This is a genomic window from Propioniciclava sp. LT432 (assembly GCF_059515965.1).
The window spans coordinates 1-17,904 of record NZ_JCAKNE010000047.1 but is presented as its reverse complement, the minus strand read 5'-3'; the positions used below and the strand labels follow the sequence as shown (position 1 = coordinate 17,904).

Sequence of the window (17,904 nt, the reverse complement as noted above, 5' to 3'; positions counted from 1 at the left end):
CGTGGTGGGTCGTTGATGCAAGGGCTCGTGGCCTTGCGCTGGGATGGGTGTTGCGAAGCATCCAACCGGACAAGGACCACGAGCTGTGATCAAGCCTATGTGCTCGCAGCGTGACGCTGCGAGCGTGACTTTCAACCTGCCTGACTACCACGTGATCGACGCGATCGACCTGCCCCTGGGTGGTCGGCGGGTGATCGTGAAGGCCGACACCATCGCCGGCGGCTGCCCCGACTGCGGGGTGGTGTCGGCGCGGGTGCATGCGTGGTGTCGGCAACGGGTCAAGGACGTCCCGCACGCCGGCGGTGTGGAGGTGTTGGTGGTGAAGCCACGGTTGGTGTGCGCCGAGCAGGGGTGCCCGCGACGGACGTTCACCCAGACCACGAGCGAGTTGCCGCGACGGGCTCGGTGCACGACGCGCTTGCGTCAGGCGTTGCTGACCGCGGTCATCGACCAGGGTCAGCCGGTCGCCCAGGTCGCCAAGACCCATCAGGTGGCGTGGTGGACCACCCAGAAGACGGTGAACGACGCGGTCGACACGTTGCCCGACGTCGACGCCCTGCACGTAAAGCACCTGGGTATCGACGAGCACCGCTACCGCCGGGTCCGCTGGTTCCGCGACCCCGACAGCAGCGGCTGGCGGCGGGTCGAGCCGTGGATGACGACCCTCGTCAACACGGCCTGCGGTCAGGTGCTGGGGGTCGTCGACGGCCGTGACAGTGCTGCCGTCGAGGGCTGGCTGAACGCCCGCAGCCAGGCCTGGCGGGACCGAATCCAGATCGTTGCGATCGACCCCTCAGCAGCGTTCAAGAAGGCGATCACCACCAGCCTCCCGCACGCCAAGATCGCGGTCGATCCGTTCCACCTGGTCCAGTTGGCGAACCTGTGCCTGACCCGGGTGCGGCAACGCCTGGTCCAGGACCTCCACCAGCGCCGGGGCCGGAAGGTCGACCCGGCCTGGGCACATCGCACCCTGCTGCTCCGCGGCTACGACACCCTCTCGGAGCGGGCCCGCCACCGGCTCGATGAGGTGTTCACCAGCGACGACCCCACCGGCGAACTCGGCGCCGCCTGGGGCGTCAAGGAAGGACTGCGGCTGATCCTCGCCAGCCGCACCCTCGAAGGAGCCCGTGACGCCAAACAGCGGCTCGAAGGCTGGGTGAAAGACGCCGACACCGACGAGACCACCAGGCTGTGGGACACCCTCAACGCCTGGTGGCCCGCCATCGAGGCGTTCATCACCAGCCGGGTCACCAACGCCCGCACCGAAGCGGCGAACACCGCCATCAAACACATCAAACGGACCGGGCGCGGCTACCGAAACAACGAGCACTACCAAGCCCGTATCCTGCTCCGCAGCGCCCACCGGGCGCGGCAACACCGCTTGACCAGCCAAGGCACCACGGCCAAATGCGAATAGCCCCATTGGGACTCGAGGTAGCGGACGCGCGGCACAAGGTCAGCGGAACCGACCCTCGTTCTCGAGAAGCATCTGGGTGTGGCCGAGTGTCCCTGATTTTCGAGATCCCAGCCTTCCGTCGAGACGGGAGGGCGGCGACATCGGCGCTACAGCAAACATCCGCTCTTGCCGCGCCGAGGGCGTGTGCACGCGGTCGTGTCGATGGCCGGTCGTTCAGCGGCCGCGGTTTCGGGGGTGGTTGCGGGCCTGTCGCTCGTTCCCTCGCCGGTAGTTGCCCGTGAGCCTCGCCATGAGCTCTTGCGGGTCTTCCTGCTCGACGTCTTCGAGGAAGGCGGCTGCTTTAGCTCCTCGCAGGGTCGTCGCTGGCTTGCCGCGATGAATGATGACCACGTCGTCGCCGCGCTCGACGTACTCGAATCCGTCAGGTCTAGGCATGAGTACGAGACTACGAACGCACGCCGAACCGCCGCGACCGGATATCCGCTCATGCCGCGGCTGGTGCTTGCGGGTCGGACCGTGGCCAGGCCGGCGCATATGGTCGACGACAGCGCCGGACGGCGAACCGATGTCCCGGGAAAGAGCAAGGCATGACCCCAGCAATGAACTCGACGCGGCTCCCGAGCGCGAGGGCCGTCGCGCTCATCGGAACGGGGGCGGTGGTTGCTTACGGGCTGCTCGCCGCGGTCCAGATCCTCGTGTGGAATCCGCAGGCTGCAGTCCCCGGCGTCGGTCTCGACCAGATCTACGCGGACGTGGCCGCGACTGGCGAATTCATGGCTACCTGGATGGTCATTGCCTTCCTGGCGGTCGGGCCCCTGCTGGCGCTCGCGCTGCTAGTCGGCGTCTGGAGGCGACCCGAGGGGCGGGCCAGTGTGGTGGGGGTCCCGTTCCTGGTGCTGTTGGCTTTGGGAGCCCTAGCCTATTTCTGGGCGAACTTCGGTCCGGCCGCGGCCATGGCCGACACGTTCTTCGTCAGCGGCGGTGATCATTCACCGTGGTCTGCCCCGTTGTACGTGACGAGCGGCCTCGCTGTCCTTGCCCTCGTTGGGCAGGTGGTGTGGAACCGCTCGAGCCGTCAGTAGGAGACCCAGAAGGGCGGGGTGAGAACGTCCGCTTCTAATGGGTTCTAGCCGAGCTTCTGGCAGGCTCGGTCCTGTAGCGGCTGGCGGGTCAGCACTCTTCGCTTCTGATCGCTTGTGAGGTCTTGCGGCAGACCGTGCGCCCGCTGGTCGTGGGGAGGCAGATCGCTGCTGGGATGTCGTGCCCCCGAGTGTGTTGTCCGGGTGAGCACTCGCACCATTAGATCGCTGGGAGTCCTCCTCCACGCTGCGGAACGGGAGTCTGCCGCTTCGAGCGCGTAGTCAGAGGTGGAGGTGCAGGCGCAGGGCGTCGTCCAGTTGGGTCATCAGGTGGGTGGGAATCCGGCCGATGACCGGACCGAGGCGGTCCACCGAGACCGAACGAACTTGCTCAGCTTGCGCTTTCGAATCCACGTGGAGGCCTGTTTCGTCAGCTGGGAGGAGGACTTGGAAGGGGTAGACCCTTGCGATGTTGCTGGTCACGGGGACCACGGTGACGACGCCACGTCCCAGCCTCGCTGCGGTAGCGTTGGCGTTGTCGTTGCTCACGATGACTGCAGGCCGACGCTTGTCCGCCTCTCCTGCGCGGGCGGGTTCCAGATCGACCAACCGGATCTCACCGCGGAGCATCAGCCATCCCATCGCCCGCGGCGGGCTCCCATGCGTCGGCGTCCCCGGAGTCTTGCCACTCCTGCCAGGCTGCTTCGTAGGCGGACTGGAGTTGTGGGTCGCCGAGTAGCCTGATCGCCTGCTGGATGGCGGCGGAGCGTGACTTCAGGCCGGCAGCGTGGGCGTACTTGTCCAGGGCTGCGACCTCGCTCTCGGAGAGACTCACACTCAACTTCACCTGACTCATGCGACCAGCTTACTACCGGACGTCCTACCACGGTAGCTCTACGGATCTGCCACGAGCGGCGCGCAAGCCTCTTCCGGTTTCGGAGTGCTGTACGGTCTGGGGGGTGGCCTTTCACCGTGCTCGAATCCGGGTGAAGGCGATGCTGATCGCTCCCAACCCCGCTGGCACGGCTCACGCCGTTTCGGTCAACCAACCCACAGTCGAGAACCCCGACGGCTACCACCGGCTCATCGGCGGGAGCGTCGAGTTGGGCGAGACCCCTCGCAACGCTGTCCTCCGTGAGGTGAGGGAGGAACTCGGGGCAACAGTGGACTACCTCGAACACCTGGGGGTGGTCGAGAATATCTTCCAGATGAACGGTCGGCTCGGGCACGAGATTGTGTTTCTGTACACGGGCCGGCTTGACCCCGAGCCGGCTCCCGGTGGCGGCTCTCTCATCGAATCGGACGGGGCTGTTGTCCCGGTTGTGTGGCGGCCCTTTGACGACGCGAACGTCGAGGTCCCTCTGTACCCGGCCGGCGCCAGGAGTTGGCTTCCCCGAGCACGTTGACCGTAACCTGCGGCAGCGCTCATGCCGCCCTCAGGGCAGCACTCGCGTCAGCAACGTTGTAGTACATCGTCCGACAGGTAGGTAGGGTTGGGTTGTGGGTGAGGTCCTCAACTGGGACGAGGAGTCCGAAGGCTACATGCGGGCGCGTACTGACCGTTACCCAGGCGGTCTGGGCATCGAGCCGGAATGGGCCCAGCAGGTCATGGATGACGTCGACCTAGTGGCGTTCGAGCCGGACCCGAAGTCACGGATGGGAGCCTCGCGCTTCATCGGGTTCTCGGCTGGCGCCGGCCGTGTGCTGGTCGTCATCGCCTTTCGAGACCCCGATGGCGACCTGCACGGCATCAACGCATGGCCGGCGACCGGTGCCGACCTGAGGTTCTATCGAAAGGGGACCACTGATGGCGAAGACGATTGATCCGGCTCTGGTTGCCCGCCTTCGTGAGGAGTCCGAGCAGACGCGCGAGGCCGCCTATCCGGCGGGGGCGCGCCTGACGCGACCAAACCGCAGCAAGGTGTACTCGATCCGCCTGAGTGAGGAGGAACAGGCCCGAGTTGAGCAGGTCGCGGACGCCAAGCACCTGCCCGCGTCCACTCTGGTCCGCTCCTGGATTCTGGACCGACTCAACCAGGAGAAGACCGCCTGACGGACATCCGCACGTGCCGCGGATGGTGCGCGTGCCGCCCCCTGCTGCACTCGTTGGGAAAGCTCGTCATGCGGCCAGCGCGATGCTGTCGCGCGAAGCGCTGAGAGTTAGACGGCGGTGATGTCGACGAGGTCTTCCAGTCCGGCGAAGTCGTCGATGTTGCGGGTGTAGAGACGGGCGTCGTGTGCGTGGGCGGTGGCGGCGATGAGCAAGTCCATCACGCGTCGCCGCGGTTGGCGTCCGGCATCGACGACCGCGACGGCCAATCGGCCGTAGCTGATGGCGACGTCTCCGTCGACGGGCAGCGCGTCGAAGTGTTGCTGAACGATGCTGAGACGGCGCAAGCGTTCGGCCCGGACCGGCGCGGTCTTGGCGACCAGCACCCCGAACTGGAGTTCGGCCAGAGTGATCGCGCTGATGGCGAGCACACCGGGTATAGGAGCGAGGTCGCCGCCGATGATGACACTGGTGTCGAGGATGGCCCGCTCGACGGGATCAGGTTGCTTGGTCACTGGTCGATCCAGGGGTCACGCAGTTGATCATCGACGAGTTGTCGGTCCTGTTCCCAGTTGGGGTCTTCGGGACCTCGGAACAACTCCGCGACCTCGGCCCAGGAAAGCCACTGAGTGGCATGGGCTTGGACAAGGCGTGCGCTGGGTCGGCCGGAGACGGTGATGGTGATCTCTTCGCCGGCCTGGACGCGTCGGACAAGGTCAGAGGCGTCTTGGCGTAGTTCCCGGAGTCCGACACTCTTCATGTACGCCATGGTAGCACTTGTGCTACCTGTGGGGCGGTACTACGTCGACGGCGGCCCGGACTCGACCATCAGACGCGTACATGCCGCACTCTGCGCGTTTCAAACCGAGGTGCTTGACTGCCACGAGTCAGTGCCAGCTGGCAAGCTTGGCGGCGGCGTCCGTGTGGTCAATGCTCCCTGACGCGAGCGCGATCACCAGGTCGTAGGCGTCGTCGTCGGGTGCGTCCAAGGTGACATCGTTGAGGCCGTAGAACACGACCACAGCAAGCCACCCCAGACGGTTGTTCCCATTCACCAGCGCGTTGTTCCTCACGAGCGACTCCAGAAGAACTGCGGCTTTGGCGTCCAGATCGGGGTAGGCGTCGCGGCCGAACACCGTCACGTGTCGGCCGAGTCGAGGAGTCCGATGTCCCGGATCGGTCCCACGCCGGGTCGGCGACGAGCGCCAAGGCGTCCTCGAGGGTGAGGTATTCGGTCACTGGCCGAGACGGTCGAGCAGATCGGCGTAACGATCACGTGCGGTCGCGGACAAGCGGCGGACCTTGTCCTCGCGGACGTGGCGGGCAGCGGCCTCACGGATCGCGCGCACCGTCGCCTCCTGCTTGCTCACACCCTCAGCCTCCGCGAGGAGCGCAAGTGCCTTCTCGTCCTCGGGCTCCAGTCGCAACGTCATGGCCATGACCGCATGGTGCCACGTTGGTATCAATCGCTCATGCCGCCCACCAAGACATTGAGTGGGGCCGAAGTCGCGCGCGGGCGAGACTTTCGCTGGCAATCCCGGACAGGGCCGGTTGGATCGGGGCTTGAAGGTCAGCGTGTAGGAGAGAAAGGTGCCATGGCTGGCCGGCGGGCGAAAGCCGGCAGCTCTGGCCCAGGCGGTGACCGTGCGGCGGAGCGGGTAGTCGGGGTCGCTGAGGAGTTCGCTGATCCCCAGAGTGCCTGCCGGTTTCAGGACCGGCCGGCATTCGGTGACATGCGGACCGGTTGCGGGATCTCACCGGTCACGGTGATGAGGTACACCACGTCGAAGAAGTCGTCGGGATAGGGCAACGCGTACACGTCCGCCACCCGGCCCTCGACGTTGGTGACGCCGTCCTTGGCGGCCCGCTGACGCACGCGGTCGATCATCCGGGGTTCGAGGTCGATCGCGTGGACTCGGCCGGACGGCCCGACCGCGCGTGCCGCGGCGAGGGTGTACCGGCCGTTGCCCGGCCCGACGTCCAGAACCGTCATGCCGGCGCGGACGCCGTGCCGCTGCGTCAGGAGGTCGGGTGGTTGGATGCGACGTCGCAACGGATTGTCGATCAGATCAGCGAGAACCTCCGGAACCGGAAACTTCACGAAGTGCCGGACGATCCGGACGAGCGTGTGCAGACCCACCAGGGCCACCAGTAGCGCCAGCGCTGCTGTCGCGACCCGAACAATGCCAGCTCTCATTGAGTCCACCGCTCCCCGCTGCACTCCATCGTGCTCGGCGCCTCCGGACCATCCTGACCGATCGACGTGCCCAGTGCGCAATCGTCGACGGTCCAAAACCCAGCGTGGAGCGCCTGGGCGCCGACCGCAACAAACTTCGATCATGCTGCTGGTGGGTGTGTCGAGATCGTCGACCGATGGCTACGTTCGAGGCGTGGTGGTCGCGCGTTCCTTCTTGTGCGCCACGAGGATGCTGACGGTTCGGGCCACCCCGAGGGGAGGCCCAAAGGGAAGGGCGAACCCGGTCCAGAAGAGGAGTTCGGCGGGAAGCAGCGCGGGTGAGACCTTCGCGCCGGTGCGTGGGTGCTTCCACAACAGCCAGGCGGTGGCGACCTCGGCGGTGCAGACCATCAGAACGGCCCCCATGAGTGGCACCGACGTATGACGCGGGGAGTCTGTTCACGCTTGGCGTCCCGACACCAGATACAGAGCCGCCTTCAGCAGCACGCCCCACCCGTGGCCTGAACGACCGGTATCTCAACACGCGGGCTGCAGCACGCTTGCGGAGCCTCGGGTTCCGACAGCAGGGAGCTCGCGGCCAGCAGACCGGCCCGGATGATCAGCTCTGCCGGGATCGCCTCGTAAGTGGTGCCTTCCACGGTGACGGTTCGGCAGTCGTTCGGACCGCACACCTCGCAACAGGGGCTCTGGCCGGCCTCAGCGCCGATCCAGTCCTCCAGAGCTCGTCCCTGGAGGAGGATTCGGTTGGATTCCAACGGCGCCTGCGCGAACTCATCGGCGGCGAGTTCCCCCACTTCGAGCCGCAGGCCAATGCCCAGCGTCGCCAAGGTGCACCTCAACGTCTGCGCGGCCTGCTGGACCGCTTCTCCGGTGTCGCTGCAGCGGGGACAGGTCTGGCCGCCCTCCACCAGGCGCTGCCACTGGAGCGTGATCTCCTTCATGTCTGCTCCTTCGCGAAGATGGTGCCCGCGCGCGTCGGCGGTGAGGACAACCAGGGCTTGGTCAGGATCCGCCCCATACCAAGGCTAAGCCGCAACACCATGCCATGCACGAACATCAGCTGCTTCCTGGGCGCAGTCTCGGCCCAAGCAGCGGACAGGGTGCGCAGGGGAGATCACAGAGAGATGGCTCCATGCACGCGGTGGCCGACGGCGATCGACTCACCCGAGATCGCTCCAGTCCGAGGCGACACCAGAAACGCGATGAGATCCGCGATCTGATCGGGGCTCGACTCCCCGCCGCGGCCCGGCGCGACCTCCGCTGAGGGCGACAGGGACACCATCCCGGGATTCACGACGTTCACCGTGACGCCCGAGCCGGCGGCAGCATCAGCCAGGTTCTTGGCCGCGACGATCAACGCAGCGTTGCGCACCGACCCGGTCACGTTCCCCGTGACGAACGCATTCTGGCCACTCACGCCCACGATGCGCCCGTAACCGGCCGCTGTCATGATCGGCAATGCCGCGTTCGCGACGCGAAGGAAGGCCATGGCCTTCGCGTCGATGGCCGACAGGACTTGCTCGGGATCAGCATGGCGCGAGGCATCCAGGGTCTGGGCGCTGGGCGCCGCGGCGACAACGACGGCGTCCAGACTGCCATGTTGCTCCACCACCGCGGCGAGTGCCCGTGCGACGGACTGCCCGTCGGTGGCATCCACGGTGAGGCCGTCCGTGGCGTGTCGTGAGGCGGGGACGACCGTGGCACCCTCGTCGCTCAGCCGTTCAACGACCCTGCGCCCGATCAGGCCTGACCCGCCCACCACCAGTACCACGCGCCCACTCAGATCCAAGTCCATGCGCGGGAGCATAAGCGTTGTCACCGCTTGCGGCGGACGCGCGGCCGGCAGAAGTGGCAGTCCGGGGTCACGCGTGTTCGATGCAGCGCGTGGACCAGGGGCGGAATTCGAGCCGGTCCTCGTCGATCGCCTCACCGCAGACATCGCACTCTCCGTAGGTGCCGTCGGCGAGCTTCGCCTGGGCGCGCAGCACGGCGTCGAGGGTGGACTGGAGCGTCTGCGCGGACGAGGCGTCCGCCATCTGCTGGATGGCCTGAGTCGTGCCCTCCCCGATGCGCTTGCCGAACCCGATCGTTGCACCGTCGGCGGTTGGCGTCGTCAGCCGCTCGATGGAACGCCGCAGGTCGGCTTCCTTCGCGTCGAGTTCCGCCCGCACCTCCGTCAGGTCAAGATTCGTCATCAACCCATCATGCCGCGGCCGGGCAGCCCGGGGTCGGTTCCGTGCTGGCCCGCGACGTCCTGCTGACCCGTCTGACCGGCCCCGACGATTTACCCCAGGCGTTGATTCGCGCCTCTGCCCGAGGACGTGGACGCCGACTCAACCCGACTGATCAGGAGCACCAACCCAGCCGCGCCGAATCGTTCGGAACGTGATGGACCAGCGCCGCTCCGGGACCGGCGGGATGCTGTGCTGCCAGCGCGTCCGGGCCGGGCCGGACAGGACGTAGGCGGAGCCGGGCTGGACGACCTGCTCGTGGACGCGGCGCTCCCTGCCCGTGCCCAGTTGGAAGCGCAGGAAGCAGGGCGAACCGAAGGAGATGCCCACCACGAGGCCGAACGCGGGGGCGTCCCGGTGCCACCCGATCGTGGCGCCCGGTGGGTAGTGGGTGGCGAGGGCCTCGACGAGTGCCTCGGGATCGAGGTCGAGGAGGCCCGCGGCACGGTCCCGGAGGGGCAACAGCCACGGGGGCAGGGGAGCGCCGGGGGAGAGGGTGCGGCTCTCGAAGTCGTAGCCGACGCCCCAGTGGTGCACAGTGCGGCGGGCGACCTGCCCGTGCATCCGGACCTCGCGGTAGTCCAGGTCCAGCAGGCGGCGCTCCAGGTCGGACTGCTCGTCCGCGCTGAGGAATCCGGCGATGTAACGCAGTCCCGCCGGCACGTCAGGGATGCCGCGCATGCTCACGGCGCACTCCAACGGCCAACGGACGCCGCGGGGGACGTCGGCGGGCAGGCCTGGTCGAGCTGATCTCCGTTCACGCCCCCCTCCTACCCCGTTGGTGGCTCCTGACGCGGGCGGCTCACAGCCAGAGAGCGGCGACCCACCCGGTCGCGAGGGCGGTGAGGAACAGGGTCGCGACGACCAGGGCGACGATCCGCCCCCGCGCGATGACGAGCATGCCCGTGATGCTGCCGACGCTGGTCCCCGAGCCGGTGATCAGGAAGGCCAGGGCGGCCCCCGGACTCATGCCGCCGTCGACGAGCCCGGCGACCAAGGGGAGGGAGGCGTCCGTGTTGAGGTAGACCGGCACGCCGAGGAGGGCGGCGAGGGGGACCGACCAGACCGGGTTCCCCTGTCCGAGCCAGTCGGTCATCACGCCCGTGGGGACGAGGCGGATGATCAGGTAGCCGAGCGTCGCAAACGCCACGAAGTAGACGCTGAGCCGGCGCGTGTTGGCCCACAGCGCCGCGGCGAATCGCCTCGTCCTGGCGGGTGCGACGGTGGTCGTCCGTCGCTCGACGACGAGCAGGGTGCGTCCGGCGGGGGCGCCCGAGGTGCTGCGTGTGCCGGCCCCGGCGTCCTGCGGTGTGGTGGGGGTGGCGGCCACGCGCGCCTGGCCGGTGAGGAGGCCGCGGGACTCGAGCCACCAGGCCGCGGCTCCGCCAAGGAGTCCGACCGCGATCGCGGCGACGAAGTAGGTCACGGCGAAGGCGGGCCCGAACAGCCCCAGCGACAGGACGAACTCCGCGGGACTGGTCAGGGGCGACGCCACCATGAACGCCACGACAGGCGCCCACGGCACGGACGAGGCGAGGGCCCCCAGCACGACCGCGGTGGTACCGCAAGAACAGAAGGGGGTCGGAGCGCCGAGGGCGACGGCAGCCAGAATGGCGACCCAGGTGCGCTTGCGCAACCACAGGCCAAGCAGATCCTGGTCCGCGTAGACCTGGACCCAGGAGGCCACGAGGGTGCTGAGCAACAGGAAGGGCCAATTGTGGGCCAGCGTGGCCCAGACGTCTCCGGCGACCGTGCCGGCAAGGGTGAGGAGGTCCTGCACGGGGGGCACTCCATTCATAGATGGGCATCGATTGATCGACAACGCTCGATATGATAGACATGCATCTATGAGTACGCAAGCGACCTCCCTCGGGCTCGACGTGGCCGCCTTGTGCTGCTCGCCGGTCCTGCAGGCTGAGCTGGACGCCGACGACGCGGTGGTCCTGGCGCGTGCCCTGAAGGTGCTGGCGGATCCCGCGCGCCTCCGGCTCCTGAGCCTCATCCGGAGCGCCGACGGCGGCCGAGCCACCACCGCATTGCTGGCCGAGCAGCTCGATCTCACCCAACCCACGATCACCCACCACCTGGGTGCCCTGTTCGAGGCGGGATTCCTGCAGCGCGAGCGGCTGGGCCGCCAGACCTGGTACTCGGTGAGCACGGACGGGGTGCAGACGATCCGCCAACTGCTCGACCCGGATCCCGGCTGAGCCGCTCAGGCTCCCGATTCCACGGTGTCGCCGGCCACCGGCAGGACGACCTCGTTGCGACGCAGGAACCACGGCGTCCACGGGGGGTCGAAGCGGGCGAACCGCGGGGGACCGGTGACCTGGAGGCCCGCCTGCTCCACGGCGCTGCGGAGATCGGCCAGCTCGGTCTGGTAGATCCGTTCGGTCCATCGCCCGGTGAAGGTCCCGGCCGCGGCCAGGTGGCTGGGCACCTCACGCACCGTGATGCGGGGGTCGGTCGGCTTGGGGAGGGTGTCGCGGGTGAAGGCGGCGGGCATGACAAAGCCGATCACGTGTCGATCGTCCTGCGCCCCGCGTTGCTGGACGACGGGGGCGGTCATCGCGATCCGGGCCGTCGCCTCCTCCCGCACCACGGGCGCGGTCATGCTCACCTTTCCGCGCGTGCTGTTCCTGCCAGAGATGTAGCTCGCCAGCACCCCAAAGGCACGGTTGCCGGCGTTGGTGAACGACGCGGAGACCTCGACCTCCGCCACGAGGTGGGTCGGGTAGCGGCGCAACTCGAAGCCCGGGAACCGCTGGAGGACGTCGTAGCGCTGCTGCTCGGTCATGCCACCAGCGTCCCACCGCGGGCAAGCGCCGAGGTCACGGGCAGGCGGGAGGTCGCCAGCTAGCCGGACGCCGCGGGCGCGTCCCGTCCGAAACTCTCGATCCCCTCCAGGATCGCGGCGTGCACCAGGGGATCGCCCAGCGGCAGGAAGTGCCCCCGGGTCTCGAGCTGGACGTTCCAGGCCCCGTCCAGGTGGCTACCGCCCGGGATGTGCGGGTCGAAGCGCCCGAAGATGGACACGATGGAGGCGTTGACCTCCTCGGCCGCGGTGAGTTCCACCAGTTCCGGCGAGTGGGGCAGGAACACGCGCAGGGCGGGCAGCGGCAGCAGCTTCGCGAGCACCGACCCGTTGAACGGCGTGTTGATCGCGACCAGGCCGCGGATCACCGTCGCGTCGTTGTGGTGCGCCAGCAGGTACTTGCCGATGAGCCCCCCCTTGCTGTGCGCGACGAGCACGCAACGCCGCACCCCCTCGGCGACGAGGTGCGCGTCGACCCGGCGGGCCATGTCCTCGATCGTCCCGCGGTTGTCCTGCAACGTCTCGACGGCGTGCACGTCGTAGCCACGCTCGCGGAGCATGTCGGCGACCGGACGCATGAACGTCCACCGCTCGTAGATGCCGGGGACCAGTACGACTGCCGGGCCGTCGGACGCCGTACGGCGGTAGTCCGCGGCCAGCGACCGACGGAGGCGTCCGTCTGCGAGCCGGCGCACGGCGTACACGTAGTCGCGCGCCCAGGCGTTCAGGTCGTCGCGACTCGGGCGAGGAAGGGGCCACATGTCTGCGCGAGCTCCTCAGAGTGCGTGTGTTGGACGTTGTGCGCCGCGCCGGGAACCTCGGCGCTCGCGGCGTCCGGAGCGAGCCGCGCGAGCTGCTGGACCCACGCGCGCGGAGCGATGGGGTCTCGGGCGCCCCGAACGACGAGGCCCGGAACCGTGCATCGGGCGATGGTGTGCTCGATGCGGTCGGCCAGCATGTGGCGGGTGGTGCGCAGGTAGCGGACGGGTCCCATGCGGGCGTAGTCACGGAGTACCACCACGTTGTTGGTGGTCGTCTCGCGCGTCATGTCCCTCAGGAGGCGGAGCCCCATGCGGACGGGGCCGTGGGCGGCGGGATCGACGGTGGGCCCGATCAGGATGTAGCCCGCAACCTGCTCGGGTCCGGATGCGACCATGGCGACCACGGTCTGGCAGCCCATGGACTGGCCGACCAGGATCGGATCGCTGACTCCGAGGTCAGCGAGGGCCTGCGACGCGGCGAGCACCAACTCCGGGATGGTCAGCGGTTTCGGGGGCGTCGGCGTCGATCCGTAGCCGGGCAGGTCCAGCAGGACCACCGGGCGGTCGCGCGCCAGCACGCGGGCGAAGGGGAGGAAGTAGTCGCCCGACACGCCGATGCCGTGCACCATCACGAGCGGGGTCCCCTGATCGGGCCCGAGCGTCCGGACGTCCACCACCCACTCGCCGACGTACAACCGCCGGCGGGGCAGGACCGGGTCTGACAGGCTCATCACGCGCCGACGTTAGCGTGCCCACGGATCGCTGGGCAGCTTCTGGTGTGGTGCGGTCAGCATGATCGGCCGATTCGCGGGTACGAGAAGTGCACCGATGAGGAGGTTGGGATGACGAGCACAGACCGCGTGAGGCGGAACACGGACGCCGACATCAATCGACGTCTGGACGAGGAGCGGATCCAGCGCGTGACGGCTCTGGTGGGCGCCTCGGGAACGACGATCACCGACCACATCGACCGGCTCGATCGCGCATGGGACGTGGAGCGGGTGCTGGAGGCGAATGCTTCGACCCTGATGCTCGTGAGCCTGGCACTCTCGCGGGTGCACTCGCGCAAGTGGCTCGGGCTCTCGGTCGCGGTGCCGGCCTTTCTCCTGCAGCACGCGATCCAGGGCTGGTGCCCGCCGATCTGGGTGATCCGTCGCCTCGGCGTCCGCACCAGGCGGGAGATCGACGTCGAGCGGACCGCGCTCAAGGCACTCAGAGGTGACTTCGCCGACCTGGACCTCAAGGCCGGCGAACCCGAAGCCATCGCGCGCGAGGCCATCCGGCGCGCAGAGCCAGCACCGCAGCCAGGACGCGAAGACCCCGTGACCGCTCGGGGGTGATCAGTCCTCAGGGCCCAGGACCCGCTCCCACGCCGTACGGGCGAGGGCCCGGCGGACGGCGCCGAGGGGGCCGTGGGCGCGCAGGGCCACCCGGGCCGCGTTCCAGCCGCACGCCCCATGGACGCCCCCGCCGGGGTGCGCCGACGCTCCCGCGAGGTACAGGCCGGGGATGGGAGTCTCCGGCCGACCCAGGCCTGAGGTGGGGCGGAAGACCAGCTGCTGGTGGAGCCCGGCCGTCCCGGCGTTGACGGCTCCGTCGACGAGGCTGGGGTTCTCGGCCTCGAGATCCCACGGCGCCTGGACGTGCCGGCCGAGGACGGCATCGGTGAAGCCGGGCGCGACCCGCTCCACGGCGTCCTCCATGCGGCTCACGTGGTCGCCCATCTCGTCGCGGTCGTGCGCCACGCGGAACGGCACGTGCGTGTAGGCCCAGGCGGACTCCGTCCCCGCGGGGGACCTCGTCGGGTCGGCGGTGGTCATCTGGCCGAACAGGATGAAGGGCCGGCGGGGCCGGCGTCCGACCGAGAGATCGGCGGCGAAGTCGACGAGCCCGTCGTTGTCGACGCCCAGGTGGACGGTGCCCGCGCCCCGCGCCCCGTCGGCGATCCAGGGCACCGGCTCACCGAGTGCCCAGTTCACCTTGAGTGTGGGGCTGTCCCACTGGAAGCGGGCCAGGTCGGCCAGCAATCGCGGGTGCACGGCACCGTCCGGCAGCAGGTCCCGGTAGAGCGTCGGCGCCGGGACGTCGGCCAGGACCGCCCGCGAGGCCGTCACGAGCGTGCCGTCGGCAAGCCGGACGCCGCTGGCTCGGCCGTGCGTGACCTCGACGGCCGTGACCGGGACACCGCACCGCACCTCCGCGCCGGCCGCTCGTGCCCGCGACGCCAAGGCGGACGCCAACGCCCCGGCACCGGTCCTCGGCACCGGGAAGCCGACATCCTGGCCGAGCATCGCCAGCAACCAACCGAACAGGCCCGAGCCCGCGGCGTCCGGGGTCAGGTCGCTGTGCAGGGCGTTCCCGCTGAGCAGGAGGCGGCCGCCCTCACCGGCGAACAACTCCTCGCCCAGGCGGCGGACCGGCGTGACGCCGAGGCGGGCCAGGCGGAGCAATCCGGACGTGCGGAGCCGCAGCGCGAGCCGGGTCGCCGGCCGCACGGGCGGCAGGGGGAGGAACAGCGCGTCCAAGACGTCGTCGCGGATGGTGCCCCACTGCCGCACCAGGTCCAACCAGGCGTCCCCGTCGCCGGGAGCGAAGCGGTCGAGCCCGGCGGCGGTGTGTTCCGGGTCGCGGTGGAGGACGGCAGCACGCCCGTCATCGAGCGCGTGGGCCAGCACGGCCGGCGCGTGCGCCCACTGCAGGCCGTGGGCGTCCAACCCCAGCCCGCGGATCACCGGGCTCGCGGCTGCCAGGGGGTAGAAGGCACTGAACAGGTCGGTCGTGAAACCCGGCCAGACGACCTCGGCGCTGCGGACAGCGCCACCCGGCTCCGGTCGCGCCTCGACGACGACCACGTCCCATCCCGCATCCGCCAGGGCGATGGCGGCAACGAGCCCGTTCGGGCCCGCTCCGACGACCACGGCGTCCGTCCGAGGTGTCATCACCACACCCCGTGGTGCTCCTCGAGCACCCCGTACGCATCCTCGATGGTGGTCCAGCCGCGCTCGGTCCGCACCCGGCCGGACGCCCGGACGAACGACTCGTCGTGGGTGAGGTTGACCCAGAAGGGAAGCAGGGGCGGCAGTTGCTCCCGCACCCTCGAGGTCTGGAGCACGTCGATGCGCAGGTCCACGTCCCAGGCCGTGAGCCGCCACGCCCGCCCGCGTCGTCGCGGCGCGTGCTCGAACGAACCCTCCTGCGACAGTCGGATCCACTCCTTCGTCCCGTCGGCCCTCGTGTGGAGGAACTGGCTGTACCGCTGCCCGTGGGGACCGTAGTTCAGCAGGCACACGAAGCCCTGTTCCTCGTTCTGCACGGCCAGCCAGTGCCACCCCGTACGGCGCGGGACATCGCCGAAGCAGTGGTCGGCGTAACCCAGCCCGTCCTGGACGACCTGGGTGCGGCCGCCGACCGTCACCGTCCCGTTCACGGAGGCGTGCATGGTGCTCAGCATCGAGTAGTGGTGCTCGAACTGGTCCTCCTGCTTGACGAAGGCGGGCGCGGTGGGCTGGATGGCCACGTCGACCTCGACCCCGCGGTCGGCCAGGCGCAGCCGCCACCCGCTCTCGAACGAGCCCTCGTAGGACACCCGGCGGGCTCCGGACCCGCCGTGCCGCAGATCGGTCCGGTCCTGCGTCGTGGGTGCGCTGACCCAGAGCTTCCGCGCCCGGACGACGGGCTCCGCGGCGGCAGGGTCGAACACCGTGAACACCACGTTGTCGACGGGCGGCAGCCGGACGATGTGGCAGCTCATGTAGATCGACCGGGACGGGTCGACCCAGCCGACGTACCACCACTCCTTGTGCCGCGGAGCCCGGAACAGGTCCGCACGCGACACCACGCTGGCATCCAGGTCCACCGGGCCACCCCCTCGTGGGCCGGTACGCGGGCAGCGCCGCTCGGCCCGTGCGGCGCTGACGAATGATCGGGCACCGCGAGCTGTCTTGGCAAGGGGACGAGTTGACTCACCTAAGACCTCCGCTTCGAGGGGGTCGTTGCCTCAGGTGAGTTTCTCCGGTTCGGGGGTGTCGTTGCCTCGCGTAAGGGTCTCCGCCTGAACGATCCGGGGATGGAGCTGACCTTGAGCGAGCGCAGGGCTGTCACGGTGAAGAAGGCGTTGGCCTACAAGGGGGCGGACCGGGCCGGGAAGTCGCGGATCCTGGACGAGTTGGTCGAGTTGACGGGCTGGCATCGTGACTATGCGCGGGCGGCGTTACGGGAGGTGCTGGTCGTCAAACCGGTCCGGCCTCGCAAGCCGCGGTCGCGGGTCTACGGCGATGACCTGCTGCCCGCCCTGGTGCGCTGTTGGACCCTGTTGCGGGCGCCGGCGGGGAAGATCCTGGCGCCGTTCATGCCCGTGCTGGTGCCCCTGCTGCGGGTGGAGGGGGAGATCGTCTTGGACGACACCCAGGCCGAGTTGTTGGCCGGTATCTCGGCGGCCACGATCGACCGGATGCTCGCCGGGGAGCGGAAGCGGATGACGCTACGCGGCCGGACGCACACCAAGCCGGGGTCGTTGTTGAAACACCAGATCCCGATCCGCACGTTCGCTGACTGGGACGATGCGACGCCGGGGTTCGTCGAGATCGACCTGGTCGCCCACGACGGTGGGGTGGCCTCGGGTGAGTACTGCTACACGTTGACGATGACCGATGTGGCGACGGGGTGGACGGTGAACCGGTCGGTGCCGAACCGGGCCCGTCGGTGGGTGATCGAGGCCATCGACCACGCCGCCGGGATGTTCCCGTTCCCGATCGTGGGGATCGATTCCGACAACGGGTCGGAGTTCATCAACCACCACTTCCTGCACTACTGCGAGACCCGCAAGATCACGTTCACGCGCGGGCGGGCGGGGAAGAAGAACGACGGCTGTTACGTGGAGCAGAAGAACTGGGCCCGGGTGCGGGAGTTGGTCGGCTACTACCGGTACGACACCGACGCCGAGCTCGAGCTGCTGAACCGGATCTGGGCGTTGGATGACGCGTTCGCGAACTACTTCCTGCCCAGCCTGAAGCTGGCCTCCAAGCACCGCGACGGCGCCAAGGTCGTCAAGAAGTACCACCAGGCCGCCACCCCGCACCAGCGTGCCCTCGCCCACCCCGCGACCCGGAAACGGCCCGTGATCACGATGAACGCCCGGTTCAAGAAGCTTCGCCTCGGTGCCCTGCAACGCGAGATCCTCCACCACACCGGACGCCTCGAAGCCCTCGCCCAGGCCAAGGGCCGTACCGCCCGGCAACGCCGTGCCGCGACCGGCTGAACCGGAGGAGACACGTGAGGCAACGACTCCTGCCGAACCGGAGGTCACAGGTGAGGCAACGACCTAATCCATCCGGAGGTATTGACATGAGGCATCACGG

General features: G+C 68.8%; 27 protein-coding genes. 8 read left to right on the top strand and 19 right to left on the bottom strand.

Annotated features, from left to right (window positions below; all coding sequences use genetic code 11):
- The first annotated feature begins 124 nt into the window (after positions 1 to 124).
- A complete protein-coding gene (locus tag AC5YDV_RS18665; RefSeq protein ID WP_496185164.1) occupies positions 125 to 1,417 on the top strand; it encodes an ISL3 family transposase in 1,293 nt (430 codons plus the stop codon).
- A 213-nt stretch (positions 1,418 to 1,630) separates the two neighbouring features.
- Here AC5YDV_RS18665 and AC5YDV_RS18660 read toward each other — a convergent pair whose 3' ends face one another.
- Entirely contained in the window at positions 1,631 to 1,852 is a 222-nt protein-coding gene (locus tag AC5YDV_RS18660; protein ID WP_496185165.1) for a hypothetical protein, read from the bottom strand.
- A 152-nt stretch (positions 1,853 to 2,004) separates the two neighbouring features.
- Here AC5YDV_RS18660 and AC5YDV_RS18655 point away from each other — a divergent pair, with 152 nt between their 5' ends.
- Positions 2,005 to 2,499 (top strand): hypothetical protein, encoded by a 495-nt coding sequence (locus tag AC5YDV_RS18655; RefSeq protein ID WP_496185166.1) that lies wholly within the window; start codon positions 2,005 to 2,007, stop codon positions 2,497 to 2,499.
- A 279-nt stretch (positions 2,500 to 2,778) separates the two neighbouring features.
- Here AC5YDV_RS18655 and AC5YDV_RS18650 read toward each other — a convergent pair whose 3' ends face one another.
- Together AC5YDV_RS18650 and AC5YDV_RS18645 are read right to left on the bottom strand one after the other, a co-directional pair.
- Entirely contained in the window at positions 2,779 to 3,126 is a 348-nt protein-coding gene (locus AC5YDV_RS18650) for a type II toxin-antitoxin system PemK/MazF family toxin (protein WP_496192556.1), read from the bottom strand.
- A complete protein-coding gene (locus tag AC5YDV_RS18645) occupies positions 3,113 to 3,352 on the bottom strand; it encodes a ribbon-helix-helix domain-containing protein (protein ID WP_496185168.1) in 240 nt (79 codons plus the stop codon). The genes AC5YDV_RS18650 and AC5YDV_RS18645 overlap by 14 nt, the downstream gene beginning before the upstream one ends.
- A 139-nt stretch (positions 3,353 to 3,491) precedes the next feature.
- On the opposite strand from AC5YDV_RS18645, the gene AC5YDV_RS18640 reads away from it, so the two are divergent.
- The 3 genes from AC5YDV_RS18640 to AC5YDV_RS18630 all read left to right on the top strand — a co-directional run bounded on the left by AC5YDV_RS18640 (position 3,492) and on the right by AC5YDV_RS18630 (position 4,549).
- The gene (locus AC5YDV_RS18640) at positions 3,492 to 3,902 is read left to right on the top strand and encodes an NUDIX hydrolase (protein ID WP_496192557.1); all 411 of its coding nucleotides are present in this window, start codon (positions 3,492 to 3,494) and stop codon (positions 3,900 to 3,902) included.
- Positions 3,903 to 3,996: 94 nt separating this feature from the next.
- A complete protein-coding gene (locus AC5YDV_RS18635; RefSeq protein ID WP_496185170.1) occupies positions 3,997 to 4,320 on the top strand; it encodes a hypothetical protein in 324 nt (107 codons plus the stop codon).
- Positions 4,304 to 4,549 carry a DUF6290 family protein gene (locus AC5YDV_RS18630; protein ID WP_496185171.1) on the top strand — a complete coding sequence of 82 codons (246 nt, stop codon included), beginning with the start codon at positions 4,304 to 4,306 and terminating at the stop codon, positions 4,547 to 4,549. The genes AC5YDV_RS18635 and AC5YDV_RS18630 overlap by 17 nt, the downstream gene beginning before the upstream one ends.
- A gap of 107 nt (positions 4,550 to 4,656) precedes the next feature.
- Here the strand turns inward: AC5YDV_RS18630 and AC5YDV_RS18625 are convergent, their stop codons facing one another.
- From AC5YDV_RS18625 to AC5YDV_RS18575, 11 genes are all read right to left on the bottom strand, one after another.
- On the bottom strand, positions 4,657 to 5,061 hold the full coding sequence (locus tag AC5YDV_RS18625) for a type II toxin-antitoxin system VapC family toxin (protein ID WP_496185172.1): 405 nt from the start codon (positions 5,059 to 5,061) through the stop codon (positions 4,657 to 4,659).
- Entirely contained in the window at positions 5,058 to 5,306 is a 249-nt protein-coding gene (locus tag AC5YDV_RS18620) for a type II toxin-antitoxin system Phd/YefM family antitoxin (RefSeq protein ID WP_496185173.1), read from the bottom strand. The genes AC5YDV_RS18625 and AC5YDV_RS18620 overlap by 4 nt, the downstream gene beginning before the upstream one ends.
- Positions 5,307 to 5,433: 127 nt before the next feature.
- A complete protein-coding gene (locus AC5YDV_RS18615) occupies positions 5,434 to 5,688 on the bottom strand; it encodes a type II toxin-antitoxin system death-on-curing family toxin (RefSeq protein ID WP_496185174.1) in 255 nt (84 codons plus the stop codon).
- Between the two features lie 93 nt (positions 5,689 to 5,781).
- Positions 5,782 to 5,985: a CopG family transcriptional regulator gene (locus AC5YDV_RS18610; protein ID WP_496185175.1), complete on the bottom strand. Its 204-nt coding sequence runs from the start codon at positions 5,983 to 5,985 to the stop codon at positions 5,782 to 5,784.
- Between the two features lie 269 nt (positions 5,986 to 6,254).
- Positions 6,255 to 6,743, bottom strand: a complete 489-nt coding sequence (locus AC5YDV_RS18605; RefSeq protein ID WP_496185176.1) for a class I SAM-dependent methyltransferase — start codon at positions 6,741 to 6,743, stop codon at positions 6,255 to 6,257.
- A 180-nt stretch (positions 6,744 to 6,923) separates the two neighbouring features.
- The gene (locus AC5YDV_RS18600) at positions 6,924 to 7,148 is read right to left on the bottom strand and encodes a hypothetical protein (RefSeq protein ID WP_496185118.1); all 225 of its coding nucleotides are present in this window, start codon (positions 7,146 to 7,148) and stop codon (positions 6,924 to 6,926) included.
- 71 nt (positions 7,149 to 7,219) lie between these two features.
- The gene (locus tag AC5YDV_RS18595; RefSeq protein WP_496185119.1) at positions 7,220 to 7,684 is read right to left on the bottom strand and encodes a DUF2703 domain-containing protein; all 465 of its coding nucleotides are present in this window, start codon (positions 7,682 to 7,684) and stop codon (positions 7,220 to 7,222) included.
- Between the two features lie 173 nt (positions 7,685 to 7,857).
- Complete coding sequence (locus tag AC5YDV_RS18590; protein ID WP_496192555.1) at positions 7,858 to 8,538, bottom strand: SDR family NAD(P)-dependent oxidoreductase; 681 nt, start codon at positions 8,536 to 8,538, stop codon at positions 7,858 to 7,860.
- Positions 8,539 to 8,605: 67 nt separating this feature from the next.
- Complete coding sequence (locus AC5YDV_RS18585) at positions 8,606 to 8,938, bottom strand: TraR/DksA family transcriptional regulator (RefSeq protein WP_496185121.1); 333 nt, start codon at positions 8,936 to 8,938, stop codon at positions 8,606 to 8,608.
- A gap of 138 nt (positions 8,939 to 9,076) precedes the next feature.
- Positions 9,077 to 9,655 (bottom strand): alpha-ketoglutarate-dependent dioxygenase AlkB, encoded by a 579-nt coding sequence (locus tag AC5YDV_RS18580; protein WP_496185129.1) that lies wholly within the window; start codon positions 9,653 to 9,655, stop codon positions 9,077 to 9,079.
- Between the two features lie 121 nt (positions 9,656 to 9,776).
- Positions 9,777 to 10,754, bottom strand: a complete 978-nt coding sequence (locus AC5YDV_RS18575; RefSeq protein WP_496192554.1) for a permease — start codon at positions 10,752 to 10,754, stop codon at positions 9,777 to 9,779.
- A 67-nt stretch (positions 10,755 to 10,821) separates the two neighbouring features.
- Between AC5YDV_RS18575 and AC5YDV_RS18570 the strand changes: the two genes are divergently transcribed.
- Positions 10,822 to 11,181 carry a metalloregulator ArsR/SmtB family transcription factor gene (locus AC5YDV_RS18570; protein WP_496185123.1) on the top strand — a complete coding sequence of 120 codons (360 nt, stop codon included), beginning with the start codon at positions 10,822 to 10,824 and terminating at the stop codon, positions 11,179 to 11,181.
- A 5-nt stretch (positions 11,182 to 11,186) separates the two neighbouring features.
- Here the strand turns inward: AC5YDV_RS18570 and AC5YDV_RS18565 are convergent, their stop codons facing one another.
- The 3 genes from AC5YDV_RS18565 to AC5YDV_RS18555 are packed head-to-tail and all read right to left on the bottom strand — an operon-like array spanning position 11,187 to position 13,278.
- Positions 11,187 to 11,768 carry an SOUL family heme-binding protein gene (locus AC5YDV_RS18565; protein ID WP_496185124.1) on the bottom strand — a complete coding sequence of 194 codons (582 nt, stop codon included), beginning with the start codon at positions 11,766 to 11,768 and terminating at the stop codon, positions 11,187 to 11,189.
- Between the two features lie 59 nt (positions 11,769 to 11,827).
- A complete protein-coding gene (locus AC5YDV_RS18560) occupies positions 11,828 to 12,547 on the bottom strand; it encodes an esterase/lipase family protein (protein ID WP_496185125.1) in 720 nt (239 codons plus the stop codon).
- Positions 12,511 to 13,278, bottom strand: coding sequence for an alpha/beta fold hydrolase (locus AC5YDV_RS18555; protein ID WP_496185126.1), 768 nt, complete (start codon positions 13,276 to 13,278; stop codon positions 12,511 to 12,513). Before AC5YDV_RS18555 ends, AC5YDV_RS18560 begins: the two co-directional genes overlap by 37 nt.
- A 111-nt stretch (positions 13,279 to 13,389) precedes the next feature.
- On the opposite strand from AC5YDV_RS18555, the gene AC5YDV_RS18550 reads away from it, so the two are divergent.
- Positions 13,390 to 13,887, top strand: a complete 498-nt coding sequence (locus tag AC5YDV_RS18550; protein ID WP_496185127.1) for a hypothetical protein — start codon at positions 13,390 to 13,392, stop codon at positions 13,885 to 13,887.
- Here the strand turns inward: AC5YDV_RS18550 and AC5YDV_RS18545 are convergent, their stop codons facing one another.
- Together AC5YDV_RS18545 and AC5YDV_RS18540 are read right to left on the bottom strand one after the other, a co-directional pair.
- A complete protein-coding gene (locus AC5YDV_RS18545; protein WP_496185130.1) occupies positions 13,888 to 15,486 on the bottom strand; it encodes a phytoene desaturase family protein in 1,599 nt (532 codons plus the stop codon). It lies immediately after the preceding gene.
- On the bottom strand, positions 15,486 to 16,403 hold the full coding sequence (locus tag AC5YDV_RS18540; RefSeq protein ID WP_496185128.1) for a DUF7064 domain-containing protein: 918 nt from the start codon (positions 16,401 to 16,403) through the stop codon (positions 15,486 to 15,488). The genes AC5YDV_RS18545 and AC5YDV_RS18540 overlap by 1 nt, the downstream gene beginning before the upstream one ends.
- Before the next feature lie 210 nt (positions 16,404 to 16,613).
- Here AC5YDV_RS18540 and AC5YDV_RS18535 point away from each other — a divergent pair, with 210 nt between their 5' ends.
- On the top strand, positions 16,614 to 17,804 hold the full coding sequence (locus AC5YDV_RS18535) for an integrase catalytic domain-containing protein (RefSeq protein ID WP_496182577.1): 1,191 nt from the start codon (positions 16,614 to 16,616) through the stop codon (positions 17,802 to 17,804).
- The last annotated feature ends 100 nt before the right edge of the window (positions 17,805 to 17,904 follow it).